Source organism: Janthinobacterium sp. 1L-D-8-B-C4, assembly GCF_057291295.1.
Genome location: NZ_JBXAVX010000008.1, coordinates 46,181 through 58,383 on the forward strand (window position 1 = coordinate 46,181; position 12,203 = coordinate 58,383).

Sequence of the window (12,203 nt, forward strand, 5' to 3'; positions counted from 1 at the left end):
AGCAAAGTCACATGGCCTCCGGGCCGGCATTGGCCGGAACCACGATTTCGGTAACGGAGGAATCGGGCGGTACGTTCATCGCGCGCAGCGCGTTGGTGGCAATCGCCGCGAAAGCGGGAGCGGCGACCTGTCCACCGTAGTGATACAGGCCGGTCGGTTCATCGATCATGACGGCAATGATGAAACGCGGCGCCGACATCGGCACCATGCCCACGAAAGAGCCGATGTATTTGCGCGGCATCGCATAGCGGCCGTTTTCCACCTTGTACGCGGTACCGGTCTTGCCACCCACGCGGTAGCCGGCGACCTGGGCGCGCTTGGCCGAGCCGTGCGGGCCCGACACCACCAGCTCGAGCATGGCGCGCATGTCGGCCGCCGTCTTCGGCTTGATCACCTGCTGGCCGACGGGCAGCTCGGTGACCTTCTGGAACGACAGCGGGATCGTGTCGCCGTCGCGCGCAAACATCATGTAGGCGCGCGCCAGCTGGATCAGCGACACCGAGATGCCGTTACCGTAGCTCATGGTCGCCTGTTCCACCGGACGCCACGATTTGTACGGACGCACGCGGCCGGCGACAGCGCCGGGGAAGCCCCATTTCGGCTGCTGGCCGAAGCCCACCTTGGTAAACATCTCCCACATTTCCTGCGCCGGCATGCCCAGCGCGATTTTCGAGGAGCCGATATTGGACGACATTTCGATCACCTGCGCCACGCTGATCACGCCGTGCGCGCTGGTGTCGGTAATGGTGCGGTCGGCGATGGTGTAGCGACCCGCGCCCGTATCGATCAGGGTGGTCGGCTTGACGCGGCCGGTGTCGAGCGCCAGCGAGACCGTGATCGGTTTCAAGGTGGAACCGGGCTCGAAGGTGTCGGTCATGACGCGGTTGCGCAGCTGCTGGCCGGTCAGTTTGCGGCGGTCGTTCGGATCGTAGCTCGGGTAGTTGGCCAGTGCCAGCACTTCGCCCGTGTGCACGTCAAGCACCACCGCGCCGCCGGCCTTGGCATTGTATTTCTCCACCGCTTCCTTCAGCTGCGTGAAGGCGATGTACTGGATCTTGCTGTCGACCGACAGGGTCAGGTCCTTGCCGTCGTGCGGCTCGTGGATAAAGCCGATATCTTCGACGATATGGCCCAGGCGGTCCTTGATCACGCGGCGGCTGCCGGTGGTGCCCACCAGGGTTTTTTGCTGCGCCAGTTCCATGCTTTCCTGGCCGACGTCTTCCACATTGGTAAAGCCGACCACGTGGGTCGTCACTTCGCCCTGCGGATAGAAGCGCTTGTACTCCTTGCGCTCGTCGATGCCGTCGATGCCCAGCTTGTTGATCTTGTCGGCCACGTCCATCTCGACCTGGCGTTTCAGGTAGACGAAGCTGCGGTCCGAATCGAGCTTCTTGCGCAGTTCGGTAACGTTCATGTCCAGCAGGTTGGCCAGCGCCGTGATTTTTTCCGGTGGCGCCTGCAGCACGTCGTCAGGGATCGCCCAGATGGCTTTCACGGGCACGGACGAGGCCAGCACCTGGCCGTTGCGGTCGGTGATCTTGCCGCGCGTGGCGGGCAATTCCAAGGTGCGCTCATAGCGCGCCGCGCCCTGCTTTTGCAAAAACTGGGTCGACACGCCCTGCAGCCACATGGCGCGCGCGCCCAGGCCGGCAAAGGCGAAAAACAGGCAAAACAGCACCACGCGCGAACGCCACACCGGCAGGCGCACCGCCAGTACCGGGTTCTTCGAGAACGGCACGCCTTTCGAGGCGGCCACGCGACCGCCACTGCCGTTGCTGCCCAATTTCATTGGCCGCCCTCCGTCAGGTATTGCGTGCGCGCCGCCGTCAGCGGCGTCATGCTCAGGTCGCGCCGCGCGATCGCTTCGATGCGCTCATGCTTGCCCAGGGTCGACTGGTCCAGCTGCAGCTGCGCCCAGTCGATGTCGAGCTGGCGCGACAACGCCTGCGCGCGCTCGAGATCGATCAGCAGATGGCGCGCCTGGTACTGCGCGTTGACCAGCGACAGGCCGCAGGCAACCAGCAGCGCCGACAGCAAGATGCTGAGCTTGCCGGTCATCGCGCGCCGCCCGTGATGGAAACCGGCACAGGCAAACGCTGCGCCACGCGCATCACGGCCGAACGCGAGCGCGGATTGCCTTCGATCTCGGCGTCCGACGGCTTCATTTTCGAAATCAGCTTCATTTCCGGCTGCGGCAGGTCGACTGCGCGGATCGGCAGCCGGCGGTCAGGCTGCTCGACGTTCGCCTTGGAAGCAAAGAAGCGCTTGACCATGCGGTCTTCCAGCGAATGAAAACTGATCACGGCCATGCGCGCGCCTGGCGCCAGGCAGGCATACGCCTGGTTCAGGCCAGCCTCGAGATCCTCGAGTTCCTTGTTAATGAAAATACGGATTGCCTGAAAGGTGCGGGTAGCGGGGTCCTTACCCTTCTCGCGGGTCTTGACGGCCCCTGCCACGATGCCGGCAAGCTGTCGTGTGCTTGAAATTGGCTGCACTGCCCGGCCAGCAACAATCGCCTTTGCAATCTGAAAAGCAAACCGTTCTTCCCCATAATCGCGTATCACTTTCTCTAAATTCTGCTCGGTTTCCACCGCCAGCCAGTCGGCTGCGGAGATGCCGCGCGTGGTATCCATGCGCATGTCCAGCGGTCCGTCATTGCGGAAGCTGAAACCGCGCGCCGCATCGTCGACCTGGGGCGACGAAATGCCCAGGTCGAGCAGGATGCCGTCCACCTGCTGCACGCCACGCGCGGCCAGGCTGGCCGTCATGGTGGCGAAACTGTCATGGACGATGTCAAAACGAGGATCAAGAATCTGTTCGGCGGTGGCGATCGCCTGCAAGTCCTTGTCGAAGCTGATCAGGCGCGCATCTGGCGCCAGGCGGGACAGGATCAGACGGCTGTGGCCGCCACGGCCAAACGTGCCATCGACATAAATGCCGTGCGCACGCGCGCCCGACAGATCGAGCGCATCGACCGCTTCATCAAGCAGCACCGTGCGATGCTGAAATTCCGGCACCGTGAGTAGTGTCATTACGGAGCCTTAGAAAGAAAAATTGGAGAGTACATCGGGAGTGCCGCCAGCGATGGCTTGCTGCTCCTGTTCGGCCAGGGTGGCGGCGTCCCATATTTCAAAGTGGCTGCCCATGCCCATCAGCATCACTTCCCGCGACAGGCCGGCGGCGTTGCGCAGTTCAGGCGAGATCAGCACGCGGCCAGCCGAGTCCAGCTCGACGTCGACGGCGTTACCGAGAAAAATGCGCTGCCAGGCGCGTGCCGACATCGGCCAGCTGGCGATCTGCTGGCGGTGGCTTTCCCACACGGAGCGGGGGAAAAACAGCAGGCAGCCATCGGGGTGGCGGGTCAGGGTCATGCGGCCTTCGCATTGGATGGCGAGCGCGTCACGGTGCTTGGCAGGGATAGACATCCTGCCCTTGGCATCGAGACTGATAGCGGACGCGCCTTGAAACACGTAAGACCTTTTTGAGCTTGGGCTGTGGCGTCTTTGACGCCACCCTGACCGGGGAAATTTCCCACAAAAACACACTTTTTCACACAGTTGACCACTTTAGAGTAAGCACTGAGGGTGGTCAAGCGGTTTCCGATTGGCAAAACTTGAATTTTATTAATGAAATTAAGGACTTAGCGCATATCGTTGAAGCAGTCTCAAAATAAAATATATCGATAAATTAGATACTTATGACAGATAGTGAATGTGGTACCTCATCTGCACACATGTGTTTTCCTACCGTAAACATCGAAAATTACGAAATGGAAAAATTGGAATTTCTGCAGGTAGTTGACGTGGGACAATAGTTTCGCGATGTAAGCACCGCTGGGGCAGGCGAGCTTGATTCTCTTGTTTTAAAGCAAAATTTGTTTTATTTTCGTCTATAAACCAGTATTTCCAAGGCCACCGTTCCAGACGCGCCAACAATTTTCATTGCGGCAATTAATTATTAATCAGCAATTTTACATAAAAAAACATCTTGGATGTATATACAACTTTATTGCATTCCTTGCCTTTGCACACATAAAAAAAGCCCCCTTGCGGGGGCTTCCGGGTGGCTTCCTGGCAGGCCAGAAAGCACAAATTCAAGTGAAGCAGGCCGATAGGCCGGATTTTGTTACGGCGCCTTGCCTTGCGGGTCGGCGCTATGACAGTCATTCCTCTAGGCGCCGGATTGCTCCGGCGCTCAAGCTTTCTACCCGCACGCTCCGCGAGCAGCATCATCGCGTGCCTATTTGAAATTGCACCAGGTGGAGGTTACCGCGTTTCACCGTAACTTAATACGCTCGTCTCTGTGGCCCTGTTCCTCGCCTTATACTTTGCAGCTTTCAGCGGACGGCCGTTAACCGTCACCCCGCTCTATGGAGTCCGGACCTTCCTCCCGCCGATGCATTGCTGCACCAGCCAGCGACTGTCTGGCCTGCTTCAGCCGCCATTGTACCGCGCCGCAGCATGATTGCGCAAAAAGCCGTGGCGCGTTTCGGGCGATTGTGAAATTCGGTGTCGCCATTTCAAAAGCCTGCCGAAAACGGCTCACCTAAAATGGCGCAAGCTGCACGCTTGCCCGCTTTTTTTCACCTTACTTGCCATAAAGAGCCGAACATGACGCAATCCTCCCGTACCGGTGGCCAGATCCTGGTCGACGCCCTGCAGATCCACGGCGTCGACACCGCCTTTGGCGTGCCTGGCGAAAGCTACCTCGATGTGCTCGACGCGCTGCACGAGTCCAGCATCCGCTTCATCATCAACCGCCAGGAAGGCGGCGCCGCCTTCATGGCCGAAGCCTATGGCAAGCTGACCGGCAAACCCGGCATCTGCTTTGTCACGCGCGGCCCGGGCGCCACCAACGCCTCGATCGGCGTGCATACGGCCTACCAGGATTCGACCCCGCTGATCCTGTTCATCGGCCAGGTCGGCAATGATTTCATCGACCGCGAAGCGTTCCAGGAAATCGACTACCGGCGCATGTACGGCCAGATGGCCAAGTGGGTGGCGCAGATCGACCGCGCCGAACGCATCCCCGAATACCTGGCGCGCGCCTTCCAGGTCGCCACCAGTGGCCGGCCCGGTCCGGTGGTGCTGGCGCTGCCGGAAGACATGCTCGTTGCGCTGGCCAGCGTGGCCGACACCGGCGCCTACCAGCCGGTGCAGGCGTCGCCTGGCGCCAGCCAGGTAGGCCAGCTGCGCGCCATGCTGGCAGAAGCACAGCGCCCGCTGCTGCTGCTGGGCGGCGCCACCTGGACGCCGCAAGCCTGCCTTGACGTGCAGCGCTTTGCCGAGGCCAACCACCTGCCGGTGGCCTGCGCCTTCCGCTTCCAGGACCTGCTTGACAATGCACACCCCAACTATATAGGCGACGTCGGCATCGGCATCAATCCGAAGCTGGCCGCGCGCGTGAAAAACGCCGACCTGGTGATTGCCATCGGCCCGCGCCTTGGCGAAATGACCACCGGCGGCTATACCCTGTTCGCGTCGCCAGTGCCGCGCCAGCGCCTGGTGCATGTGCATGCCGACGCCGAAGAGCTGGGCAGCGTCTACCAGGCCGAGCTGATGATCAACAGCGGCATGCCCCAAGCCTGCGCCATGCTGGCCGCGATGGAACCGGTCGACGCCGCCGCCTGGCGGCACACGCCGGCCGAAGCGAAGGCCGAGCTGGCCGCCTACCAGCAGCGCCCGCCCATCTTCCAGGATGGCCAGGCACCATTGGACTTGTGGCAAGTGACGCAGGACATCATGGCGCAAGCGCCGCGCGACACCATCATCACGAACGGCGCCGGCAACTATGCTTCCTGGGCCCACCGCTTCTACCGCTACGGCGGCATGCGCACGCAGCTGGCGCCCACCAACGGCGCCATGGGCTATGGCGTGCCGGCCGGGATTGCCGCCAAGATCGTGCACCCTGAACGCACGGTGATCACCTTTGCCGGCGACGGCGAATACCTGATGAATGGACAGGAACTGGCGACCGCCGTCCAATACGGCGCCGGCGTAGTGATCATCGTCTTCAATAACCAGATGTTCGGCACCATACGCATGCACCAGGAACGCGACTATCCGGGCCGCGTTTCGGGCACCACCTTGCACAACCCCGATTTTGCGGCGCTGGCGCAAGCGTATGGCGCGCATGGCGAAGTGGTCAATACCACGGCAGAGTTCGCCCCTGCCCTGGGCCGCGCGCTGGCGCATGCCAGCGGCAAGCATCTGCCAGCCCTGATCGAACTGCGCTATGACGGCAACCTGATCACGCCAAACGCCACCCTGGAGACCATCCGGGCGGCGGCCAAACAAGCGCAACGATAACAGCCGGGGTCAAGCCACCGGCATTGCCGCGCTCGCTGGCGGCGCAGCCGGTTCGGCCGGCTCGGATGGCGCCGCCGGTGCTTCCGGTGCCGGTTTCACGACAGGGCATGGCGTGCAGTTTTTCAGCGGACGGCCAAAGTCGGTGATGCGCGACAGTTTCATCGGCATGCGCACATTGCCGCCGCAATAATCGCCTTCCAGTGTCAACGTTTTGCCATCCCTGGAAAACTTGCCGGCGATGGTACGCTCTTCGCTGTCGGCGCCAGCGATGGTGAAGTCGAACGCGCCGGTGGCGTCGTCCAGGTTGACATCGTTGGCGACGATCGGCCAGCTCAGCGAGCCGGCCGTGAATTCATAGATGACCGTATTGGCCTCGGCAAAGCGATGCAGGGTGACGCGCTGTCCGCCGATTTCACCACTGTCCTGTTGCAGGCACAGGTCGGAATAGACGGCCACGCCATAGCGCGCCGGCCCGGCGGCAGGCTTCTTGTCCTTGGTGGCCGCCAGCACGGCGCCGGCGGCGCCCATCAGCAGCAAGGCCAGCAGCAAGGCGCCAGGGCGCGACGAATTTCTTTGGTACATGGCTTCCCCTTACTTTATTAACAGCAATATTGTAACTGATGCCGCCAATGCAAAAACGCGCCGCCAGACCAAGGTCTGACAGCGCGTTTTTATCACGGCGGGCATTCGCAAGCGAATACCCTTTGTGGCGGACTACGCTTGCGCGTAGTTCAGCTTAGAACGAGTGACGAACGCCAACGTTGACAGCTTTATCACCCGAACCGACGTTGCTGTTGTTGCCAACGGTGTAGCCAGCATCGTTTTTGTTCGAGATCTTGGCGATCGAAGCGTAGGTGCTGGTGCGCTTCGACAGGGCGTACGAGTAGCCCAGTGCGAACTGGTTGGCATCGGCATTGGCAACGCCTTTGTCGTTCACGTGGATGTACGAAGCCATGAAGGTGCCAGCGGCGCCCAGTGGTACCGTCGTGCCGATCAGTGCGGTGGTGCTGTCGGTGCTGAAAGCAGCCGAAGGGTTGCTGTATGCGTTGACGGTACCGTTGTTACGGATGGTGCTGTTGACGCCTTTGTTCACGCCGTAAGCGACGTAAGCTTTAGCCACTGCGAAATCGTAGTTGGCGGCAGCCAGGTAGTTGCGGCCGCTGCCGATCGAGGTCAGCGCGGTTTCGTTGCTGGTGTTGTTGTAAGCAACACGGGCGTTCAAAGGACCGTTGGCGTAACCAACCGATGCGCCGATTTTACGGCCGATTTTGTTCGACTCGGCGTTTTCGCCGAAGGTGTAAGCAACGTCACCGTCAAAGCCATTGTAGCTAGGCGAGGTGTACAGCACGGTGTTGCTGGTACGGGTGTTCGATGGGAACAGGTTCTTTGCGGAACCGGCGTAGCCCACCTGGAATGGATCAGCAACTTTCGACAGCGTGTTGTAGATCGGGGTGTACTGGCGACCCAGGGTCAGGGTACCGGTGGTTTTGCTGCTCAGGCCAACGTAGGCTTGACGATTGAACAGGGTACCCGAAACGTCTTGCTGACCGTTGTCAACGCTGAAGCCCGATTCCAGCAGGAACAGAGCCGACAGGCCGCTGCCCAGATCTTCGGTGCCTTTGAAGCCCAGACGCGAAGCCGAACCAATGCCGCTGTCCAGTTTGTTAACGTTGCCGTTAACACCGCCGCGCTCGCTGACGAAACCAGCGTCAACGGTACCGTAGATAACGACGCTCGATTGAGCTTGGGCTACGCCGGTGGCTCCTGCCAGGACTGCCAGGGTGATCAGAGTTTTTTTCATTGCATGTTTCCTTTAATTTTTTTGAAGCAAAAAGTAATACAGCCTATGCATCTCGAGCTGCGCTCTAGCAGAGCGCTTTTTATGAGTGAGGGCAAGGTCTCCACCTGCCACTGCTGTTCCGGTCGGGGGAACAGTCATATTGGACTCGGCACGCTATTGCACCGATTAGCTTGAAGGCTGCATAAGACCGTATTTCGTGCGCCAGTTCGGGTGCTCAAGCGGCACCGGAAGCGGCACTATAACGATCGTTGCGCATTCCATCAAGTTCCAACATGTTACTTCCGGTACCAAACCTGGGGCGTTTTGCGGCCCCTTCACCATCGCCAACCGTACTGTGCGACAGAGCCACTGCCCCTTGCCAATCAATGCATTGGCCTGATTGACCATTTCATCATAGCGCATGCTTTTCATGAACCCGTTGTATTAGCGCAACAGTAGCAGACGTATGATTAAAACATCAACCTGCTCCAGCCATCATTTACTCTTATTTATTTACGCGACATTGCACACAATTTGTAAGGTGATAATGGATGAACGGGACGAAGCATACACCCCCTCGTCAAACTTTGCAGGCGAGGCCCCGAAAACGCACCAAAAGGCGCTTCAATTTGGTGCAACAATGCATGATTGAGGGGCGTAGCGAGAAATGCCGGAACCATTTCGAGCATGCCGAACCGAGACCGGAAACGCAGGAAATTACTGACTCCCCGGTAATTTAAATGAGCTTGCCGCAAACATTTCAGCCGTTTTTCCTAAGCGTGGAAAACCAGTCAACAGCGAACATGACAGCGACTTATGCTTGCAAAGTTGAGCACAATTGAAACAATTTCTTACAATGTTAATTCTTGAATATTTTGCGATTTTTGTTGCTTAAAAACGACAATTTGATGTAAATCAACTCGATATTTGTTCTGCCCATCAATATTATCTTTTTCTTTTTCAAAATTTTCCGGCGAATTACGCCTTGGCGAACGCTGCTGTCGCCCCGGGTAGCTGCAAAAGCTGCGCATGGTGAAACGCTTGCGCAATGTTGCCAATCGAACAGTGAAACGTGAAGCGGTGGACACGCTCTGGTAGAATAGACCGATCCATAGCGTCCGGCGCCGCCGGGCCAAGCGCAAGCACCCGCCACCACATACCCATGTTTAGTTTCTTCAAGAAAAAACCCGCCGCCCCCGAAGCCGCGCCAGTCATCGTTGAACCTGTCATTCCTGCCGTCCCGGTGGCGCCGCCCACCCAGCCTGGTACCCTGTCCGGCGCGCCTGCCGAACTGGTGCCCGTGATCGTGGCCGCCGAGCCGGAAAAGAAATCGTGGATGACGCGCCTGAAGGCCGGCCTGTCGAAAACCTCGAATACGCTGTCGGTGCTGTTCGTCGGCGCCAAGATCGATGACGCGCTGTACGAGGAACTCGAAGCGGCGTTGCTGATGTCCGACGCCGGCATCGACGCCACCGACTATCTGCTGACGGCGCTGAAGAAAAAGGTCAAGGAAGACAAGCTGCTCGACGCCGCCGCCGTCAAGGCCGCCTTGAAAGTGCTGCTGATCGACCTGTTGAGCCCGCTGGAAAAACGTTTCGAGCTGGGCCGCCACAAGCCGCTGGTGATGATGATCTCGGGCGTCAACGGCGCCGGCAAGACCACCACCATCGGCAAGCTGGCCAAGCACATGCAGTCGAACCGGCAATCGGTGCTGCTGGCCGCCGGCGACACCTTCCGCGCCGCCGCGCGCGAGCAGTTGATGGTCTGGGGCGAACGCAACAACATTACCGTGATCTCGCAGGAATCGGGCGATCCGGCAGCCGTCGCCTACGACTCGGTGCAGTCGGCCAAGGCGCGCGGCATTGACGTGGTGATGGTCGATACGGCGGGACGCCTGCCGACCCAGTTGCACCTGATGGAAGAGCTGAAAAAGATCAAACGCGTGATCGGCAAGGGCATGGAAGGCGCGCCGCATGAAACCTTGCTGGTGATTGACGGCAATACCGGTCAGAATGCGCTGACGCAAGTCAAGGCGTTCGACGACGCCTTGCAGCTGAGCGGGCTGGTGATCACCAAGCTCGACGGTACCGCCAAGGGCGGCGTGCTGGCGGCGATTGCCCGCGTGCGTCCGGTGCCCGTGTATTTTATCGGCATCGGTGAAAAAATCGAAGACTTGCAGCCTTTCGTGGCTGCCGAATTTGTCGAAGCCCTGCTCGGATAAGCCCAACTACATGATTGAATTTCAGCACGTCTCCAAACAATACTCTTCCGATGCAGTGGCCCTGAGCGACATTTCGCTGAGCATCGCCAAAGGCGAGCTGGTGTTCCTGGCCGGGCCGTCCGGCGCCGGCAAGTCGACCCTGCTGAAAATGATCGCCGCCATGGAACGCCCCACTTCGGGCAAGCTGATCGTCAATGGCCAGGACATGGCCAAGCTGAAACCGGCCGGCGTACCTTTTCTGCGCCGCAACATGGGCCTGATCTTCCAGCAGCAGAAACTGTTGAACGACCGCTCGATCCTGGCCAACGTGATGCTGCCGCTGCTGGTGGTCGGTGCGCACAAGGTGGCTGCCGAACAACGCGCACGCCGCGCGCTCGACAAGGTTGGATTGCTGGATCGCGCGCTGGCGCGGCCGCTGTCGCTGTCCGGTGGCGAGCAGCAGCGCGTGTCGATCGCGCGCGCCATCGTCAACCGCCCGCAGATCATCCTGGCGGACGAGCCGACCGCCAACCTCGACCGCGCCAGCGCCAACAAAGTGCTCGAGGCCCTGAAAGCGTTTCATTCGGTGGGCGTGACCTGCCTCATTTCCAGCCATGACGAACAGATGCTCGACGCCGCCGCCCGCGTGATCCACTTGAAAAACGGCCAGTTGGTGGCCATCGACAAGGCCACCGAAGCGCCCGTGTTTGCGGCGCCCGATCCCGATTTCGCGCCCAAGCCAGATGCCGACGCGGACGATGCGCAGGGAGAAGACGCATGAGAGGCTGGTTCCGCCAACATCGCTTTGCGCTCGGCTCGGCGCTGATTCATCTGCGCAAGTCGCCAAGCGGCTTCCTGCTCAATGTGTTCGTGGTGGCGATCGCGCTGTCGCTGCCGTTCGCCGGCCTGACCATGCTCGACAATGTACGCCCGATGTCGGAACAGATGTCGGTCGACCCGGAAATCAGCGTATTCATGAAAATCGACACGCCGCGCGCGCAGGCCAGTGGCCTGGCCGGCGAAATGCGCAAGATCGTGCACGACCCGAAAGCGAAAATCGTCTTCATTCCACGCGAAGACGCGCTGGAGTCCCTGAAAAGCAAGAGCGGCCTGGCCGATGTCTTGAATACCTTGGGCGACAACCCGCTGCCCGACAGCTATGTACTGAAACTGAACGCCTTCAATACCGCCACCGAAGCGCAAGATGTCGATGCAGTGGCCGAACTGCTGCGCCAGTTACCGGGCGTGGAATCGGCGCAGGTCGATTCGGCCTGGGTCAAGCGCCTGGCCGCACTGCTGGGCGTGCTGCGCCTGGTGCTGCTGCTGCTGGCCATTACCCTGGGCGTGGCGGTGATTGCAGTGGTATTCAATACCATCCGCCTGCAAGTGATGACGCAGCGCGACGAGATCAGCATTTCAAAGCTGATCGGCGCCACCGACACCTTTATCCATCGGCCGTTCTATTACACGGGCGCGCTGCTGGGCCTGTGCGCGGGCGCGCTGGCCCTGGGTGGCGTGGCGCTGGCGCTGCAGCCGCTCAATACGGCGATTGCAGAATTCGCGCGCCTGTATGCCTCCGAGTTCCAGATGACGCCACTGGCACCGCTGCCGATGGCGGGCCTGCTGGCCGTCAGCGCGGGGCTGGGCCTGATCGGCGCCTTCCTGTGCGTGCAGCGCCACCTGGCGCGCGTCAACTGAAGCAAGCCTGGACGGCGCTGCCGCGCCGTCCGCTTCTCTCTACCTTCCGCAATACCCTTGATTTTTGACAAGCATTCTTAAGGCTCACTTCAGTCAGCTTGCGTAGACTGTCCAAATTGCCTTAGGGAATAATGTTCAGTTCTGCCATAGTTGCCATTGGCTACTGTGCGGCGCTTTCAAGCCAGCCACAATCGGCGCACACTCACGCTATCCCCCC

General features: G+C 60.1%; 12 protein-coding genes and 1 other RNA gene. 4 read left to right on the plus strand and 9 right to left on the minus strand.

All coding sequences use genetic code 11. The annotated features are described in order from the left end of the window. Positions 1-7 precede the first annotated feature (7 nt). From AC0Z42_RS15365 to rnpB, 5 genes are all read right to left on the minus strand, one after another. The gene (locus AC0Z42_RS15365; RefSeq protein ID WP_485469075.1) at positions 8-1,789 is read right to left on the minus strand and encodes a peptidoglycan D,D-transpeptidase FtsI family protein; all 1,782 of its coding nucleotides are present in this window, start codon (positions 1,787-1,789) and stop codon (positions 8-10) included. Beyond that, a complete protein-coding gene (ftsL, locus tag AC0Z42_RS15370) occupies positions 1,786-2,058 on the minus strand; it encodes a cell division protein FtsL (RefSeq protein WP_485469076.1) in 273 nt (90 codons plus the stop codon). Before ftsL ends, AC0Z42_RS15365 begins: the two co-directional genes overlap by 4 nt. Further along, a complete protein-coding gene (gene rsmH / locus AC0Z42_RS15375; RefSeq protein WP_485469077.1) occupies positions 2,055-3,032 on the minus strand; it encodes a 16S rRNA (cytosine(1402)-N(4))-methyltransferase RsmH in 978 nt (325 codons plus the stop codon). Before rsmH ends, ftsL begins: the two co-directional genes overlap by 4 nt. 9 nt (positions 3,033-3,041) lie before the next feature. Further along, complete coding sequence (gene mraZ, locus AC0Z42_RS15380; protein WP_485469078.1) at positions 3,042-3,470, minus strand: division/cell wall cluster transcriptional repressor MraZ; 429 nt, start codon at positions 3,468-3,470, stop codon at positions 3,042-3,044. 625 nt (positions 3,471-4,095) lie between these two features. Continuing rightward, positions 4,096-4,435, minus strand: an RNA gene (gene rnpB, locus AC0Z42_RS15385) — RNase P RNA component class A. A 175-nt stretch (positions 4,436-4,610) separates the two neighbouring features. On the opposite strand from rnpB, the gene AC0Z42_RS15390 reads away from it, so the two are divergent. Then, positions 4,611-6,308 (plus strand): thiamine pyrophosphate-binding protein, encoded by a 1,698-nt coding sequence (locus AC0Z42_RS15390; protein WP_485469079.1) that lies wholly within the window; start codon positions 4,611-4,613, stop codon positions 6,306-6,308. 9 nt (positions 6,309-6,317) lie between these two features. Here AC0Z42_RS15390 and AC0Z42_RS15395 read toward each other — a convergent pair whose 3' ends face one another. From AC0Z42_RS15395 to AC0Z42_RS15410, 4 genes are all read right to left on the minus strand, one after another. Next, positions 6,318-6,890 (minus strand): hypothetical protein, encoded by a 573-nt coding sequence (locus tag AC0Z42_RS15395; protein WP_485469080.1) that lies wholly within the window; start codon positions 6,888-6,890, stop codon positions 6,318-6,320. A 154-nt stretch (positions 6,891-7,044) separates the two neighbouring features. Continuing rightward, positions 7,045-8,109: a porin gene (locus AC0Z42_RS15400; protein ID WP_485469081.1), complete on the minus strand. Its 1,065-nt coding sequence runs from the start codon at positions 8,107-8,109 to the stop codon at positions 7,045-7,047. A 165-nt stretch (positions 8,110-8,274) separates the two neighbouring features. After that, positions 8,275-8,511: a hypothetical protein gene (locus AC0Z42_RS15405; protein ID WP_485469082.1), complete on the minus strand. Its 237-nt coding sequence runs from the start codon at positions 8,509-8,511 to the stop codon at positions 8,275-8,277. A 428-nt stretch (positions 8,512-8,939) separates the two neighbouring features. After that, complete coding sequence (locus AC0Z42_RS15410; RefSeq protein ID WP_485469083.1) at positions 8,940-9,176, minus strand: hypothetical protein; 237 nt, start codon at positions 9,174-9,176, stop codon at positions 8,940-8,942. Positions 9,177-9,250: 74 nt separating this feature from the next. On the opposite strand from AC0Z42_RS15410, the gene ftsY reads away from it, so the two are divergent. From ftsY to ftsX, 3 genes are read left to right on the plus strand one after another with little or no spacing between them, the layout of a single operon-like run. Further along, positions 9,251-10,309, plus strand: a complete 1,059-nt coding sequence (ftsY, locus tag AC0Z42_RS15415; RefSeq protein WP_485469084.1) for a signal recognition particle-docking protein FtsY — start codon at positions 9,251-9,253, stop codon at positions 10,307-10,309. A gap of 10 nt (positions 10,310-10,319) precedes the next feature. Further along, on the plus strand, positions 10,320-11,069 hold the full coding sequence (locus AC0Z42_RS15420) for a cell division ATP-binding protein FtsE (RefSeq protein WP_485469085.1): 750 nt from the start codon (positions 10,320-10,322) through the stop codon (positions 11,067-11,069). Beyond that, positions 11,066-11,986 carry a permease-like cell division protein FtsX gene (gene ftsX / locus AC0Z42_RS15425; protein WP_485469086.1) on the plus strand — a complete coding sequence of 307 codons (921 nt, stop codon included), beginning with the start codon at positions 11,066-11,068 and terminating at the stop codon, positions 11,984-11,986. Before AC0Z42_RS15420 ends, ftsX begins: the two co-directional genes overlap by 4 nt. Positions 11,987-12,203: the final 217 nt, after the last annotated feature.